This is a genomic window from Pantoea sp. DY-15, from assembly GCF_019795935.1.
Lineage (GTDB): Bacteria > Pseudomonadota > Gammaproteobacteria > Enterobacterales > Enterobacteriaceae > Pantoea > Pantoea leporis.
This window is the reverse complement of record NZ_JAIMIF010000001.1, coordinates 917,245-934,381: the sequence shown is the minus strand read 5'-3', so window position 1 is coordinate 934,381 and position 17,137 is coordinate 917,245. Positions and strand designations below refer to the sequence as shown.

General features: G+C 53.4%; 13 protein-coding genes and 1 other RNA gene. 5 read left to right on the top strand and 9 right to left on the bottom strand.

Annotated features, from left to right (window positions below):
- Positions 1-121: 121 nt before the first annotated feature.
- Entirely contained in the window at positions 122-1,534 is a 1,413-nt protein-coding gene (pykF, locus tag K5Y32_RS04510) for a pyruvate kinase PykF (protein WP_110866028.1), read from the top strand.
- Between the two features lie 304 nt (positions 1,535-1,838).
- Positions 1,839-2,075 carry a major outer membrane lipoprotein gene (locus tag K5Y32_RS04505; protein WP_007892735.1) on the top strand — a complete coding sequence of 79 codons (237 nt, stop codon included), beginning with the start codon at positions 1,839-1,841 and terminating at the stop codon, positions 2,073-2,075.
- A gap of 74 nt (positions 2,076-2,149) precedes the next feature.
- On the opposite strand, the gene K5Y32_RS04500 is transcribed toward K5Y32_RS04505, so the two are convergent.
- From K5Y32_RS04500 to sufA, 7 genes are all read right to left on the bottom strand, one after another.
- A complete protein-coding gene (locus tag K5Y32_RS04500) occupies positions 2,150-3,136 on the bottom strand; it encodes a L,D-transpeptidase family protein (protein ID WP_176971549.1) in 987 nt (328 codons plus the stop codon).
- Between the two features lie 61 nt (positions 3,137-3,197).
- A complete protein-coding gene (sufE, locus tag K5Y32_RS04495) occupies positions 3,198-3,614 on the bottom strand; it encodes a cysteine desulfuration protein SufE (RefSeq protein ID WP_222181900.1) in 417 nt (138 codons plus the stop codon).
- A 20-nt stretch (positions 3,615-3,634) separates the two neighbouring features.
- Positions 3,635-4,858, bottom strand: a complete 1,224-nt coding sequence (gene sufS, locus K5Y32_RS04490) for a cysteine desulfurase SufS (protein WP_222181899.1) — start codon at positions 4,856-4,858, stop codon at positions 3,635-3,637.
- On the bottom strand, positions 4,855-6,132 hold the full coding sequence (gene sufD / locus K5Y32_RS04485) for a Fe-S cluster assembly protein SufD (RefSeq protein WP_110866026.1): 1,278 nt from the start codon (positions 6,130-6,132) through the stop codon (positions 4,855-4,857). Before sufD ends, sufS begins: the two co-directional genes overlap by 4 nt.
- A complete protein-coding gene (sufC, locus tag K5Y32_RS04480; protein WP_008102973.1) occupies positions 6,107-6,853 on the bottom strand; it encodes a Fe-S cluster assembly ATPase SufC in 747 nt (248 codons plus the stop codon). Before sufC ends, sufD begins: the two co-directional genes overlap by 26 nt.
- 34 nt (positions 6,854-6,887) lie before the next feature.
- Positions 6,888-8,381, bottom strand: coding sequence for a Fe-S cluster assembly protein SufB (gene sufB, locus K5Y32_RS04475; RefSeq protein ID WP_008102971.1), 1,494 nt, complete (start codon positions 8,379-8,381; stop codon positions 6,888-6,890).
- Between the two features lie 7 nt (positions 8,382-8,388).
- A complete protein-coding gene (gene sufA / locus K5Y32_RS04470) occupies positions 8,389-8,763 on the bottom strand; it encodes a Fe-S cluster assembly scaffold SufA (protein WP_222181898.1) in 375 nt (124 codons plus the stop codon).
- A gap of 389 nt (positions 8,764-9,152) precedes the next feature.
- On the opposite strand from sufA, the gene K5Y32_RS04465 reads away from it, so the two are divergent.
- Positions 9,153-9,557: a hypothetical protein gene (locus K5Y32_RS04465; RefSeq protein WP_008102969.1), complete on the top strand. Its 405-nt coding sequence runs from the start codon at positions 9,153-9,155 to the stop codon at positions 9,555-9,557.
- Positions 9,558-9,587: 30 nt separating this feature from the next.
- On the opposite strand, the gene K5Y32_RS04460 is transcribed toward K5Y32_RS04465, so the two are convergent.
- A complete protein-coding gene (locus K5Y32_RS04460) occupies positions 9,588-12,641 on the bottom strand; it encodes an FAD-binding and (Fe-S)-binding domain-containing protein (RefSeq protein WP_222181897.1) in 3,054 nt (1,017 codons plus the stop codon).
- 205 nt (positions 12,642-12,846) lie between these two features.
- Here K5Y32_RS04460 and ydiK point away from each other — a divergent pair, with 205 nt between their 5' ends.
- Both ydiK and rprA read left to right on the top strand, forming a co-directional pair.
- Complete coding sequence (gene ydiK, locus K5Y32_RS04455; RefSeq protein ID WP_222181896.1) at positions 12,847-13,959, top strand: AI-2E family transporter YdiK; 1,113 nt, start codon at positions 12,847-12,849, stop codon at positions 13,957-13,959.
- Between the two features lie 343 nt (positions 13,960-14,302).
- An RNA gene (rprA, locus tag K5Y32_RS04450) (antisense sRNA RprA) lies at positions 14,303-14,410 on the top strand.
- Between the two features lie 104 nt (positions 14,411-14,514).
- Here rprA and ppsA read toward each other — a convergent pair.
- Positions 14,515-16,896 carry a phosphoenolpyruvate synthase gene (ppsA, locus tag K5Y32_RS04445; RefSeq protein WP_222181895.1) on the bottom strand — a complete coding sequence of 794 codons (2,382 nt, stop codon included), beginning with the start codon at positions 16,894-16,896 and terminating at the stop codon, positions 14,515-14,517.
- Positions 16,897-17,137 lie beyond the last annotated feature (241 nt).

Sequence of the window (17,137 nt, the reverse complement as noted above, 5' to 3'; positions counted from 1 at the left end):
CTTTCGTCTCCTATTCTTATTTCTGTGAAATCCGATCCAACACCATAAATATTCTCACTTCGGTGCCGTGCGCATCGAATCCCGACCTTTATCATCCATCACAACTTATAGAAAACCTGACATGAAAAAGACCAAAATCGTTTGTACTATCGGTCCAAAAACCGAGTCCGAAGAGATGCTGACCCAACTGCTGGAAGCGGGCATGAACGTGATGCGCCTTAACTTCTCGCACGGGGATTACGCTGAACATGGCCAACGCATCACCAACATGCGTGCCGTTATGGAAAAAACCGGTCGTCAGGCCGCTATTCTGCTGGACACCAAAGGTCCGGAAATTCGTACCATGAAACTGGAAGGCGGTAACGATGTGTCGTTGAAAGCCGGCCAGACCTTCACCTTCACCACCGATCAGTCAGTCATTGGTAACAGCGAACGTGTTGCCGTGACCTACGCCGGTTTCACTGAAGACCTGAAAATTGGTAACACCGTTCTGGTCGACGATGGTTTGATCGGTATGCAGGTCACAGAAGTGACTGAGAACTCAGTTATTTGTAATGTCCTGAACAATGGCGATCTGGGTGAGAACAAAGGCGTTAACCTGCCAGGTGTCTCCATTCAGCTGCCTGCACTGGCGGAAAAAGATAAGCGCGACCTGATCTTTGGTTGCGAGCAGAACGTTGATTTCGTCGCCGCTTCGTTTATCCGTAAGCGTTCAGACGTGCTGGAAATCCGTGAGCACCTGAAAGCGCACGGCGGCGAGCACATTCAGATCATCTCAAAAATCGAGAACCAGGAAGGCCTGAACAACTTCGACGAGATCCTCGAAGCGTCAGACGGCATCATGGTGGCTCGTGGCGACCTCGGCGTTGAGATCCCGGTTGAAGAAGTGATCTTCGCGCAGAAGATGATGATCAAGAAGTGTAATAAAGCACGCAAAGTGGTCATCACCGCGACGCAGATGCTGGATTCCATGATCAAAAACCCGCGCCCTACCCGCGCAGAAGCCGGCGACGTGGCGAACGCCATCCTCGATGGTACCGATGCGGTCATGCTGTCGGGCGAGAGTGCTAAAGGTCGTTATCCGCTGGAGTCGGTTACCATCATGGCGACCATCTGTGAGCGTACCGATCGCGTGATGAAATCCCGCATCGATTCACTACAGGACTCACGCAAGCTGCGCATCACCGAAGCGGTATGCCGCGGTGCCGTTGAGACTGCAGAGAAGCTGGAAGCACCACTGATTGTTGTAGCCACCGAAGGTGGTAAATCTGCTAAAGCTATCCGTAAGTATTTCCCGGATGCCACCATTCTGGCGCTCACCACCAACGAAACCACCGCTCGTCAGCTGATTCTGAGCAAAGGTATCGAAACTCATCTGGTGAGAGAAATTGCCTCGACTGATGATTTCTACCGCATTGGTAAAGAAATGGCGCTGGAAAGCGGATATGCGCAGAAAGGCGATGTGGTGGTAATGGTTTCAGGTGCATTAGTACCAAGCGGAACGACAAACACCGCGTCTGTACATGTAATCTGATTAGCAACTGAATTTTTATTTAAAAGCGCCTTTTAAAGGCGCTTTTTTTATTGCAGAGGTAATACAAAAGCCAGAAATTTCCAATCGAAATTAACTATTCAAAATCTCGTATGATTAAGGTTAGTCCGATTAAATCTCTCTGTTTTAGCTAATTATTTTCATCATCTTCTGTTAAATGCTGTTTCTTTGAGCGAACGATCAAATTTAAGCATGTTCTCATCAAAAATTTATTCTCAACTCAAAAAGCTTTGTGTAATACTTGTAACGCTACATGGAGATTAACTCAATCTAGAGGGTATAAAGAATGAATCGCACTAAACTGGTACTGGGCGCTGTAATCCTGGCTTCAACTATGCTGGCTGGTTGCTCAAGCAACGCTAAAATCGACCAACTGTCTTCAGACGTTCAGACTCTGAACGCTAAAGTTGATCAGCTGAGCAACGACGTGAACGCAATCCGTTCTGACGTTCAGGCTGCTAAAGATGACGCAGCTCGCGCTAACCAGCGTCTGGACAACCAGGCTCACTCTTACCGTAAGTAAGAGTACTGGTTGAAAAATGGTGCCCATGTGGCACCATTTTTTTTGTCCTGATTCTGCGTTTCTCTGGTCCGAATTCAGGGCTGCGCTACGGCTTCACCACTCTGCTCCGTTGTTACTGCGCTTTCATCCGTCACCGGCTCACCGCTGCTTACCAATACCGGCATCCCGGAACGTCGGGCTATCGCTTCCTTAATCAGCGCCGTATCACTCTTCTCACTCTTCGAGAAGGCTTTCAGCTGCGCTGACTGCGCAATCGGCATGGTTTGCGGATCGTCCTTATCGTTACGCGATAACGGCTGATGCACCTCGACGTAGCGCTTCCCATCGGGCTCAATCGCATACTTGATGGGCTGATTGATCACCTGCACGCGCGTCCCTTTCGGCACGCTGTTGAACAGCGCTTCAATATCATCCGGTCGCAAACGAATGCAGCCAGAACTTACGCGCATGCCAATACCAAAGTCGGCATTGGTACCGTGAATCAGATATTGACCGGTTCCGCGCGCCAGACGCATCGCAAACAACCCCATCGGGTTGTCTGGCCCGGCAGGCACCACGCCCGGCAAGGTGATGCCCTCTTTGGCATAGCGCTTGCGGATATTGGTGGTTGGCGTCCAGGTAGGATTCGGTATTTTCTGGCTGATGCTGGTGACCATGGTTGGCGTCATGGCGCCTAACTGACCAATCCCGATCGGATAGACGACCACACGATCTTCATCTTTCGGATAGTAGTAAAGCCGCAGCTCCGCGAGGTTAATCACAATACCTTCACGTGGCGCATCGGGTAGCAGCATCTGCAGCGGCACGGTTAATTGCGTGCCGGCCTTGGGCAGCCAGGGATCAACGCCTGGATTCGCTTCCAGCATGCCAAGCATGCCTATCTTGTAACGTGCGGCAATGCTCTCCAGCGGCCGCTTATCATCCGGCACGGTGGTCAGGGTGTTTTCGCCAATCAAACGGCTGTTATCGGCTGGTAGGGGATATTCCGTAGCAAATGCAGGTGCAGAGAGTCCGCAACAGGACAACAGCAATGCACCGGCTAAACGTAAGGCTGGTTTCATGCAATTTTCTCTTTGTCGGATAGAACAGACCCCGATCAAGCCGGGGTCTGGAGAGTGTAACTTAGCTGAGGGTCTGAGCGTTATGCCGGATCGCGCGGATCATGGCTTCCAGCCCCTGCGAACGCGAGGGAGTGAGATGTGAGGTCAGCGCCAATTCGCTGAACCAGTGACGCACATCGAGATCGAGAACCTCTGACGCCTTAAGCCCTTGATACAGGCTAAATACCACTGCAATCAACCCTTTAACAATGGCGGCATCGCTGTCGCCTTCGAGGGCGATGGTGCCATCGGCCTGCGGGGTCATGCGTATCCACACCTGGCTCTGACAACCTGAAATCACATGTTCCGGCTGCTGTAAGCTTTCGGAGGATTCTGGTAATTTCCCACCGAGTTCAATGATGTAGAGGTACTTCTCTTCCCAGTTAGCGCAACGATTGAAGTTACGAACCAGTCTCTCTTTATCTGGCAAATTCGCCATGAATCACTCCTGAAATCTGCTCAACCGCCCAGCAGACGATGAATACGGGTCAAACCTGCGGCCAGACGATCGGCTTCTTCTTCGGTGTTGTACAGCGCGAAGGAGGCACGACACATGGCCGGCACCGCATAATGACGCATCAGCGGCATCGCACAGTGATGGCCGGTGCGGATCGCAATACCGTATTGATCAAGGAAACTGCCGACATCAAAGGCGTGATGGTTGCCGAGGTTGAAGGCCACCACGCCGCTGCGACTTTCCGGACCGTAAATCACCAGATCCGGCACCGAAGCCAGTTTATCCAGCGCATAACGCATCAGCATCGATTCGCGCTGATGAATCACGTCCAGGCCCAGTTCGCTGATCCACGTTAACGCCGCACCCAAACCAATGATGCCGCCGGTATTCGGCGTGCCCGCTTCGAAACGCCATGGTGTAGTGTTAAAGGTGGTGCCGGTTGGCAGCACAACCTCCGAAATCATCGAACCGCCGCCTTCCCACGGTGGCATGATCTCCTGCAACGCTTTACGCGCATACAACACACCAATGCCGGTCGGACCATAAATCTTATGGCCGGAGAAAGCGTAGAAGTCGCAGTCAATATCCTGCACATCCACCTTGTGATGCATCACCGCCTGCGCGCCATCCACCAGCGTAATCACGCCAGCGGCTTTTGCTTGCGCCACGATAGCTTTCACAGGGTTGACGGTACCGAGCACGTTAGAAACGTGGGTGACCGCCAGCAAACGGGTGCGGCTATCCATCAAACCGCTCAGCTGTTCCAGCGCCAGCTCGCCCTGCGCATTCAGCGGCAGAACGCGAATTTCTGCGCCGGTACGCTGCGCCACCATCTGCCACGGCACGATGTTAGCGTGATGCTCCATCTCGGTGACGATGATGTTGTCGCCCGGCTGCAACTGACTGCCGCCCCAACTGTTCGCCACTAGATTGATGGCTTCCGTGGTGCCTTTGACGAAAATAATCTCTTCTGGCGAAGCGGCGTTAAGAAAACGCGCGGCCTGATGACGTACGTTCTCCATGTCGGTGGTCGCCTGCGCGCTCAACGAATGGATACCACGGTGCACGGCCGCATAGCCGTGCTGGTAGAAATAACTTTCCGCATTGATGACCGCGAGCGGGCGCTGTGCGCTGGCCGCGCTATCAAGGTAGGCCAGCGGATGTCCGTTGACCTCACGTTTCAGAATCGGAAATTCCGCTCTGATGCGTTCGAGATCGAAACTCATGACTCAACTCCCGGGATACGCGCGGCAATGCGCTGCAGCACCACCTGACGCAATACCGGATTCTCCAGCGTTTCGGTGAGTTCAGCGGCAAAGGCATGGATGATCATACGCTGTGCGGCGGTCTCATCGATACCGCGCGAGCGCAAGTAGAACATCTGCTCTTCATCAATACGACCAATGGTCGCACCGTGGCTGCACTTCACGTCATCAGCATAGATTTCCAGCTGCGGCTTGGTGTCCACTTCAGCCAGACGGCCCAGCAACAAGTTGTTGTTGGTCATCTGTCCATCGGTTTTCAGCGCGTGCTGCGCCACTTTGATCATGCCGTTGAACACCGCACGGCCTTTATCGCGCGCGATAACTTTGTGCATCTGACGGCTGGTGCAGTAGCCTTTGTTGTGCTCCAGATAGCTGCGGGTATCGCACACTTCCTGATTCACCGGCAACGACAAGCTGTTGATCGCCAGATTGGTATTTTCGCCATTCAGCTGCGCGCTGGTGTTGTGACGCGATAAGCCCGCACCCAGCAGGAAGCTAGTGGTGGCCACATTCGCATCGCGGCCCATCACCACATCATTGTGCGCGAAGTGGTAAGCCTTCTCGCTCTCAAATGACAGTTTAATGTGCTGCAGTTTGGCATTGTCGGCCACATCGAATGTGAAACGCGCGCCGGTAAAGTGCGCCACGTCATTCAGCGTGACGTAGTGCTCAATCACTTCCGCTTCTGCGCTGGCTTCCAGCTGCAGATGGTGGCGATGGTGCACGGTGTTAGTGCCCGCATCCTGACCGCTGGTGATGTGCAACAGATAAAGCGGTTTAGCCGCTGATTTACCACGCGCCAGACGAATTGTCGTGGCTTCTTCTGCCAGACTTTCAGTCAGATGCAGGAACACTTCCGGCTGAATCGGTGCCGGTAGCGGACGACGCTCAGAAGCCTGCGCATGCTGAATTTCAAACAGGCCGGTATCACGGCTGCTCAATTCAGCCTGAAAACGACCGTCAACAAACACCAAACGCACCGCATCAACCGGCAGCGCCAGCGCTTCAACTTGTTCCGCGCTCACTTCCTGCGGCTGCGGCAGCACAAACTGCTGCGCCAACAGGCCATCAAGCGGCGTGTATTTCCAGTTTTCATGCTTACGCGTCGGCAGGCCGACACGCATCAGTTGCTGCCAGTGCTGCTGCGCCTGCAAAGAACGTACGTCACCGCGCGATTCAAACAGATGATGCCACTGCTGCAGGGCGTTATCACTCTTGGTCGGTAAGCCAGCCATAGCCTTGCTCCTCCAACTGTTTCACCAGCGAGAAGTCGCCAGATTTAACGATCTTGCCCTGATACAGCACATGTACGTGGTCTGGCTTGATGTAATCCAGAATACGCTGGTAGTGCGTCACGATGATGAATGAACGCTTACCGTCGCGCAGGCTGTTTACGCCTTCTGCCACGATTTTCAGCGCATCGATATCCAGACCGGAGTCGGTTTCATCAAGGATGCACAGCTCAGGTTCCAGTGCCGCCATCTGCAGGATGTCGTTACGCTTCTTCTCACCACCGGAGAAGCCCACGTTAACTGAACGGGTCAGCAAATCTTCTGGCATCTTCAGCAGCTGGATTTTATCTTCGATGAAATCCTGGAAGTCGAAACGGTCCAGCGGCTCCTGCTCACGGTATTTACGTACCGCGTTGACCGAGGTCTGTAGGAAAAACTGGTTGCTGACGCCCGGAATTTCTACCGGATACTGGAACGCCATGAAGATGCCTTCACCGGCACGCTCTTCTGGCTCAAGTTCCAGCAGGTCTTTGCCCTTGAAGGTGACAGAACCGCCAGTGACTTCGTAATCTTCACGGCCAGCCAGCGTTGCAGACAGGGTACTTTTACCTGAACCGTTCGGTCCCATGATGGCGTGGACTTCGCCCGGTTTCACTTCGAGGTTCAGACCGCGCAAAATCTCTTTGTCTTCAACGCTAACCTGCAAATCTTTAATGCTTAACATACTCTTTCCTTCACATTGCTTCCGGCAACGGGCATCAGCCCACACTGTGCTCAAGGCTGATAGCTAACAATTTTTGCGCTTCCACGGCGAATTCCAGTGGCAGCTCGGAGAAAACGTCTTTGCAGAAGCCGTTGACAATCATTGAGATCGCATCTTCTTCGCTGATGCCACGCTGCAGGCAGTAGAACATCTGATCTTCACCGATGCGCGAGGTGGTGGCTTCGTGCTCCAGATGGGCGGTGTTGTTGCGCGTTTCCACATACGGGAAGGTGTGCGCACCGCACTCGGCACCAATCAGCATCGAGTCACACTGGGTGAAGTTACGCGCGTTGGTCGCGGTTGGCATGATTTTCACCAGGCCACGATAGGTGTTCTGACTCTTACCGGCAGAGATACCTTTGGAGATGATGGTCGACTTGGTGTTTTTACCGATGTGAATCATCTTGGTACCGGTATCCGCCTGCTGGCGGCCTGCGGTCAGTGCGACCGAGTAGAACTCACCGATCGAGTAATCACCGCGCAGAATGCAGCTTGGATATTTCCAGGTGATCGCCGAACCGGTCTCAGACTGCGTCCAGGACATCTTGCTGTGATCGCCTTCGCACAGGGCACGTTTGGTCACGAAGTTGAGGATACCGCCCTCGCCTTCGCCGCCTGGGAACCAGTTCTGTACGGTGGAGTATTTCACTTCAGCGTTTTTGTGGATGATCACTTCTACTACTGCGGCGTGCAGCTGATAGGTGTCACGCACAGGCGCAGAGCAACCTTCGATGTAGCTGACGTAGCTGTCTTCATCGGCGATCAAAATGGTGCGCTCGAACTGACCGGTTTTTGCCGCGTTGATGCGGAAATAGGTCGACAGCTCCATCGGGCAACGTACGCCTTTCGGGATATAAACGAAGGTACCGTCAGAGGCCACAGCGGAGTTCAGCGCAGCGAAGAAGTTATCGTTTGGCGGCACGACGGTGCCGAGATACTTCTGCACCAGCTCAGGGTGATCGTGAATCGCTTCGCCGAACGAGCAGAAGATAATGCCCTGCTCCGCCAGCTTGCCGCGATAGGTGGTTGAAACCGAGACGGAGTCGAAAATCGCATCCACCGCCACTTCACGACCTTCACGCACCGGAACGCCTAACTGGTTGAACGCGTCTTCCACTTCCTTCGTCAGGTAGTCGCTGGACGCGACGCTGCCAGAAGTTTGGGTCGCGCCCGGTTCAGAAGCACAGCTGTCATCGCAGTTGCCGCAGGACGGCGCGGAATAGTAGCTGTAATCCTGATAATCCAGTTTTTCGTAGTGCGCTTTCAGCCAGTGCGGCTCTTCCATTTGCTCCCAGGCGCGGAACGCCTTGAGACGGAATTCAAGCATCCATTCAGGTTCGTTACGTTTAGCCGAAATCGCACGCACCACATCTTCATTGATGCCGTGGGCAAATTCTTCGGTTTGTAACTGGGTAAAGAAGCCCTCTTTATAATTGAGCTTGCCTTCCCACATTTGTACATCATCAGATGCTTCGGTGTGTCGTGACATGTTTTACTTACTCGACGCCAAAGCTTTCACCGCACCCGCAGGCGTGTTGAGCTTTAGGGTTGTTGAATTTAAAAATCTGGTTAAGGCCTTCGCGGACATAATCCAGCTCGGTACCGTCAACAAACGGCATCGCCTGAAGTGGCACAAACAGTTTTGCGCCGAATTGCTCAAACTGCAGGTCGTCATCGGCAGGATCTTTCACCAGGTCCATAACGTACCCAAAGCCGGCACAGCCGGACGTTTTCACACCCAGTTTAAAGCCCTTGACTTCAGGGTCTTGTTCTACCAGGTTAAGAATCTGTTTCGCTGCCGATTCGGTCAGCGTGAGCCCTTTCCAGACGAAATCTTCGGGTGAAAAGGAGTCGGCATTTACTGATGACATTGTGCTACCTCGTATGTCTGGGCCTTTTCAGGCTATCCCTCTATGGTAGTGATATCAGGTATCACTTCAACCTCTTGTTTTGCAGGGATAATCATCTCGTGCTATTTTTCATTGCTGCTTTATTAAGCATAGTCGCTTCAAAGCAGATTGACGGCGGCATTCCCGTGCGCGCCTGACCTGCGTAACCCGTTAAATTGACGCAATTTTTTTAAAATCAATTTTACGATTTAATCCTGATTGATAGGTTACGCCTTTCCACTATGTAAAGAAATTGTTATTGCCGATTTTAGTAACAGGCAGAAGAAATCAATAAAATTTCACAGCGGGAATTGCATTCCTGACGCGGTTTAATATGATAATGATTATCATTAACCTAAATAGGTGGCAATATGACGCTTACCGTCTCAGCCTGGTTACAACATAAAATCGACGAATATAAGTTTTCGGTGCGCGATATCACCGTTGACTTCTACATGGCTCAGGCAAAGCTCAACCGCACCGATTGCACTCTCGACCAACTGCGTCGCTTCAACGACACCTGCCTCGATATGGCAGAAATCTGCGAACTCAACGGCGACGATCACAGCTTTCTACATGCCATGGGCAAACTCCATCACCGCTTAGTGCAGGAGATGGGCAATGCCGATCGTGACCGTTTGTTTCGGATTCAGGCCTATCAACTGGCGCGCCTGTCATTAACACGTTTGTGTCATCAACTGGCGCTCAGCGGCGAGTGGGATCAAGCTACCCGCCTACAGAGTGATTTTGTTCGCCACGCAGGCTGGATATTCTAATCCAGCTTTGTGACGTCTCCTACAATTTGTTTACATCATTTCCAGTAATGCTTGCAGTGGATGACGCATACCATTGCCCTCTGCGCGTTTTACCTGACTACGACACGAAAAACCGGTTGCCAGACAGCGCTGACGCGGCAGCTTTTGCAATTGTGGATGCCAGGACAGCTCATAAATCCCCAGCGAATTCTCCAGGTTTACGCTTTCGTGGCCATAGGTTCCCGCCATTCCGCAGCAGCCCACATTGACGTTTTCCAGCTTCGCACCAAAGCGCGCAAAAATGCTCTGCCACTGATTCGGCGTGGACGGTAGCGCGGTCACTTCGGTGCAATGCGCAAACAGATACCAGGCTTCGCCGCTGGCGGTTTGTTCCGCGCGTGGAGACAAGGCGGTTTGCAGCCACTCATGCACCAGCTGCACGTTAAACTCGCCGCGCTGCTCGCCCAGCACCTGATTATACTCATCGCGATAACAGAGTACGGTCGCCGGATCGACGCCGACCATCGGCATGCCCAGTTTCGCTACGCGGTTGAGAAAATCGGCTGTTTTGCTGGCGGTACGTGCAAAGCGCTGCAGGAAGCCTTTCACATGCTGCGCCTTGCCGTTCGGTGAGAACGGCAGCAGCACCGGACGATAACCGAGTTTCTCAATCAGCTTGACGAAATCGGTAACCAGCTGCGCCTCGTAATAGCTGGTGAAAGGATCTTGTACCACCAGCACGCAATTTTCGCGTTGCGCTGCATCCAGCGCCTCTAACTGCTCCAGCGTCAGGTTCATCGCCGGATGGCCGCTCAGCTGCTGCTTGAGGCTTGGCGACGACAGCAACGGCAAATCCACCATGCCGATATGCGTTTTGCTCAGCTCGCGCATCCACGGTTGCTTAAGGAAGAAGTTGAACACCTTGGGCGCTTTGGCCATCAACGGCGCGTAACTCTCCACGGTGGCCACCAGATGATCGCTCATCGGGCGCAGATAGCGGGTGTGATACAGCTGCAGGAAGCGTGAACGGAAGTTCGGCACATCAATCTTGATCGGGCACTGCGTCGAGCAGGCTTTACACGCCAGGCAACCCGACATCGCCTCTTTCACTTCGTGCGAGAAGTCATATTCGCCCTGATTCGCGTGCCAGGTATTGCGCGTGCGCTGAATCAGCGTACGCAAGCTGGCGCCCTGTTTCGGCAGCGCCTGCTCAAGTTGGGTTGGATCTACGCCCAGCTCGGAGAGCAAACGCAGCCATTCACGCGTGAGTGTGGCGCGCCCTTTCGGCGAGTGAATACGGTTGCGGGTGATTTTCATCGACGGGCACATTGGGCTACGTGCATCAAAGTTGAAGCACAAACCGTTGCCATTACACTCCATCGCACCGCGCCACTCGTTGCGCACCGTAACCGGAATCTGCCGATCGTAGGTGCCGCGTTTCACCGCATCAACCTGCATCATCGGTTCATTACTGCCAAGCGGCGTACAGATTTTGCCGGGATTCATGCGGTTGTCAGGATCGAACGCGGCTTTGATGCGGCGCAGCTCATTGAATAACGTTTCGCCAAAGAATTCCGGGCTGTACTGCGCGCGAAAACCTTTGCCGTGCTCGCCCCACAATAAACCGCCGTAGCGCGCGGTCAGCGCCACTACTTCATCGGAGATCTGCTTCATCAGCAGCTCCTGTTGCGGATCGCACATATCTAGCGCCGGACGCACATGCAGCACGCCAGCATCCACGTGACCAAACATGCCGTAGCTCAGGCCGTGGCTGTCGAGCAGCGCGCGAAAATCGACGATGTAATCCGCCAGCTGTTCTGGCGGCACCGCGGTATCTTCCACAAACGGAATCGGCTTGGCGCGCCCTTTGGCGTTCCCCAACAGGCCAACCGCTTTTTTGCGCATATTATAGATGCGCTCAATGCCGCCTAAATCGTCACACAGTTGATAGCCAATCACGCCGCCCATCTGCTGGGTCATCAGCTCATCCAGGCGCTGGCACAGCGTGCTGATCTGCTGCTCAATCAGTTCGCCATCATCACCGGCAAACTCCACGATGTTGAGGCCCAGCATCTCTTTATTTGGCACATCGGTAATCAATTCATTAACCGAATGCCAGACGATATCTTCGCGCGCCAGATTCAGTACTTTCGAGTCAACGGTTTCTACCGACAGCGCTTTGGCTTCCACCATAAAAGGGGCGTTACGCAGGGCCGAGTCGAAGGAATCGTATTTGATGTTTACCAGACGACGCACTTTAGGGATGGGTGTGATGTCGAGGCGCGCTTCGGTAATAAAGGCCAATGTGCCTTCCGCGCCGCACAGCAGGCGCGTCAAATCAAACGTCTGCAAATCGTCGCTGAACACATGGCGCAGATCGTAGCCGGTCAGGAAGCGATTGAGCTTGGGGAATTTCTCCAGAATCAAATCGCGCTGTTCGCGGCAGCGACTCAACACCTGCTGGTAAATGCGCCCTTCCGCGGTCGGCGTGCTGGCCAGCTGTTCCGCCAGTTCGGTCGGCATGGCGCGCGTATCGAGGATATCGCCGCCCAGTAGCACCGCGCGCAGGCCTTCAACGTGATCGGAGGTTTTGCCATACACCAGCGAACCCTGGCCCGAAGCATCGGTGTTGATCATACCGCCGAGCGTGGCGCGGTTGCTGGTGGAGAGCTCCGGCGAGAAGAAGAAGCCATACGGCTTGAGCCACGCATTGAGCTGATCTTTCACCACGCCGGCTTCAACACGCACCCATCCTTGCTCGGTGTTGATTTCCAGGATGCGGTTCATGTAGCGCGACATATCCACCACGATGCCCTGATTCAGCGACTGCCCGTTGGTGCCGGTGCCGCCACCGCGTGGCGTAAACACCAGGCTGGTAAAGCGGGTTTCACCGGCAAGGCGCGCAATCAACGCCACATCCGCCGTCGAGCGTGGAAACAGCGCCGCATCAGGCAGCAGCTGATAAATACTATTGTCGGTGGCAAGCGAGAGGCGATCGGCATAGCTGGTGGCGGTATCGCCGGTAAAGCCTTGCTCTTTTAAGGACTGCAGGAATGTCAGCACCAGTTGAACGAGGCCCGGTGCCTGAGAAATCTGTGGGATCATTATTGAGTGACCGAGATGTTGTAAACGTTTGCGTCGTAATTTTTTTCAGCCCTTGGTTTTATCATACTTTTCTGCTGGCTGCTGTTTTTTCAGGAAAGCGCACCGCCGTCGCTGCTTTTCCTGTTTAATTTTCAGGAAATAGATCATCATTAATCAGGGCTGTTCAGCCCCACTCTGAAGGACTCAATCGAGGTTAACCGTTGTGATGAAAGACCTGCAACGCGGTATGGATTTACCGCAAATGCTGTTTTCGCTGATGTTCATTCTGATCATGATCATCGCCAGTCTGTGGGTGGTGCAGCCCTTTATTCTCGGCTTCGCCTGGGCCAGCATGGTGGTGATCGCCACCTGGCCGTTGATGATTCGTCTGCAGCACATGTTATGGGGACGGCGCTCTCTGGCGGTGATCGCCATGACCATTTTGCTCTTACTATTGTTTATTATTCCTATCGCCCTGCTGGTCAGCAGCCTGATTGATAACAGTGCGCCGGTGATCGCCTGGGCAACGCAGCGCCATCTGGTGATGCCTGACTTCGATTGGTTGCGACAGATTCCCTATATCGGCAGGAAACTCTACTCGAGCTACCACAAATTAGTGGATGGCGGCGGCGCGGCGATACTGAATCAGGTGCAGCCTTATATTGGTCGCACCACCGGCTTCTTCGTGGCACAGGCCGGCCACTTTGGTCGCTTTATGATGCATCTCATCGTGATGCTGCTGTTCAGCGTGCTGCTGTACTGGCGCGGAGAGCAGGTGGGTCACGGGATTCGTCATTTTGCCTATCGCATGAGTGGACGCCGTGGCGATGCTGCGGTGCTGCTGGCCGGTCAGGCGATTCGTGCTGTGGCGCTGGGCGTGGTGGTCACCGCGTTGGTTCAGGGCGTGCTCGGCGGCATCGGTTTAGCCATTTCCGGCATTCCTTACGCCACGCTGTTAACCGTGTTGATGATTCTGACCTGTCTGGTGCAGCTCGGACCGCTGGTAGTGTTAGTGCCAGCGATTATCTGGCTGTACTGGAGCGGCGATACCACGTGGGGCACGGTGCTGCTGATATGGAGTTGCGTGGTGGGTACGCTGGACAGCGTGTTGCGTCCGGTGTTGATTCGCATGGGTGCCGATTTACCGATGATCCTTATTCTTTCCGGCGTTATTGGCGGATTGATTGCTTTCGGTATGATTGGGCTGTTTATCGGTCCGGTGGTCTTAGCGGTTTCTTATCGTCTGGTTTCAGTGTGGATGCATGAAGCGCCCGAACCGGATGACGATGTGCAGACCGCCATCGAAGCGTTGGCCGATCACGAAGAAGAACTTCATTAAGCGTTCCCCGCCGGGTCGCCGTTCATGGCGACCTCATTCACATTAACGCCCACTCAGCGAAGATACACGTTCTCTCAGTTTTACACTGGCCTTACTTTAACCCGCCTAATGCCCCAACATCGCCCCCGCGCATTTCTTACTGATAATAATTTTTTTTCATAAGCGGTTTTTAAGAAAAAACGCAGTTTTAGGCGCTTTAGGCGGAATTCTCTTACGGAATGATTATTTTTACAGCTGAATTGCCGCTTAGTAGGGAAGAAAAAGGCCACGAAAGGTTATCAGCTTTAAACTAATAAGAGGATTCTTAAAGACGCCAGCGAGCCTGATCAATAACATGTTTCCTATGTTTTGAATCAAGCTACTGATTTCTAAACAACCTTATTCCCCTGAGTAAAGTGAAGAATTGCTGTGTGTAGTCTTTGCCCATCCCCTGTGATGGGCTTTTTTTTGGCTTTTTTTAGATAAAAAAATAAGGCCAGCGGCGCTGACCTTGATAATTACACTAATGACACATCAGATTCTCATCTGATGCATCAAATTACCGCCTGGTTAATGTTAGGATGCGTTCAGCTCTGCCAAACTCAACCAGGTTTCAACCACGGTATCCGGATTAAGCGACAGGCTATCAATGCCCTGCTCCATTAACCATGCCGCGAAGTCCTGATGATCCGACGGTCCCTGACCACAAATACCGACGTATTTGCCCTGTTTTTTTGCCGCTTTGATCGACATCGATAACAGCGCTTTCACGGCATCATTACGTTCATCAAACAGCGCGGAAACCACGCCAGAGTCACGATCGAGGCCCAGAGCCAGCTGTGTCATGTCGTTAGAGCCGATGGAGAAGCCATCGAAGTGCTCGAGGAACTGCTCAGCCAGCAAGGCGTTGGACGGGATCTCACACATCATGATCACTTTCAGGCCATTCTCGCCGCGCTTCAGACCGTTTTTCGCCAGCTCGGCGATCACCGCTTCGGCTTGATCGACGGTACGCACGAACGGAATCATGATTTCAACGTTGGTCAGCCCCATTTCGTTACGCACGCGCTTCACCGCTTCGCACTCCAGCTTGAAGCAGTCGCGGAAGTTGTCAGCAACGTAGCGACCGGCGCCACGGAAACCGAGCATCGGGTTCTCTTCTTCCGGCTCATAACGCTCGCCACCCACCAGGTTGGCGTATTCGTTGGTTTTAAAATCGGAAAGACGAACAATCACCCGTTTCGGCGCAAATGCCGCACCCAGCGTCGCAATCCCTTCGGTTAGACGGCCGATGTAGAACTCAATCGGGTCATCAAAGCCTTTCATCATCTGACGAATCTGCTGCTGCAATTCCGGCGTTTGCTGATCAAACTCCAGCAACGCTTTGGGATGCACGCCAATCATACGGTTGATAATGAACTCCAGACGCGCCAGGCCAACACCTTCGTTCGGCAAGCAGGCGAAATCGAAAGCACGATCCGGATTACCGATGTTCATCATGATCTTCAGCGGCAGTTCCGGCATGGTATCGACCTGCGAGCTGGTCACTTCGAAGTCCAGCAGTTCGTCATAGACATAACCGGTATCACCTTCGGCGCAGGAAACCGTGACTTTGTGGCCATCTTTCAGGTGATCGGTGGCATCGCCACAGCCCACCACCGCCGGAATGCCCAGCTCACGCGCGATGATCGCCGCGTGGCAAGTACGACCGCCGCGATTGGTGACGATGGCTGAGGCTTTCTTCATGATCGGTTCCCAATCGGGATCGGTCATATCAGTTACCAGCACATCGCCTTTTTCAATGCGATGCATCTCGCTGATGTCGTGGATGACTTTGACTTCACCCGCACCGATGCGATGACCAATGGCGCGGCCTTCGACCACCACGTTGCCTTTGCCCTGCAGCGTATAACGTTCCATCACCTGACCGTTGGAGCGCACCGTTTCCGGACGCGCCTGCACGATGAACAGTTTGCCGGTGTGGCCATCTTTCGCCCATTCAATGTCCATTGGGCGTTTGTAGTGCTGCTCAATCAGCACCGCCTGACGCGCCAGCGCCTGCACTTCGTCATCGGTTAAGCTGAAGCGATCGCGCTGTTCCTGCTCGACATCTTCAATCCGCACCTGCTCGCCATGCTCCTGCGAATCCGCATACACCATGCGCAGCTTTTTTGAGCCCATGGTGCGCCGCACAATCGCCGGACGATTGGCGGCCAGTGTTGGTTTGTGCACGTAGAACTCGTCGGGGTTCACCGCGCCCTGCACCACCATTTCGCCCAAACCAAAGGCGGACGTGATAAACACCACCTGATCAAAGCCCGATTCGGTATCAATGGTAAACATCACGCCCGACGAGGCGAGGTCCGATCGCACCATGCGCTGAATACCGGCCGAGAGCGCCACGCCTCGATGGTCGTAGCCCTGATGCACACGGTAGGAGATGGCACGATCGTTAAATAAGGAGGCATAAACGTGCTTCACCGCGATGATGACCGCGTCATAACCCTGCACGTTAAGGAAAGTCTCCTGCTGGCCGGCAAACGAGGCGTCGGGCATATCCTCGGCGGTGGCTGACGAGCGCACCGCAAAGGAGGCGTCGGCATCATCAGCAGAGAGTTGTTCGTAGGCGCTACGAATTGCCGCTTCCAGTTCAGGCTGGAATGGCGTATCGATCACCCATTGACGAATCTGTTTACCCGCTTGCGCGAGCTCAGCAACATCATCAACATCCGTTTTATCCAGCAAATCATAGATCCGCTGGTTCAGTCCGCTTTGATCGAGGAACAGATTAAACGCGTAAGATGTGGTCGCATAACCGTTTGGGACGGAAACACCCAGCGACGACAAATTCGTAATCATTTCTCCAAGGGAAGCATTCTTGCCTCCCACCCGATCAACATCATGCATGCCAAGCTGGTTGTACCAGAGCACTAGCGACTGTTGGTCTTGATTGGACATTGAGATTATCCTTTTAAATGATGTGAACACACATGGAACATTTTGCTATTCGCCAAACCAGCCTGGCACAACCGATTAATAAAGACTAAGTGTTGAATCGTTAAAGCAGGAAAAGAAAGACAAAATCGGATTAGTACTTAGAATTAATTGTGTTGCGCAACCACCCTATTTCACGCTAATAGATTGCTGTAGCGATATTTTTCCCCTTTTCAGAGGGTTAGCGATTGATTTTTGTTGCGCA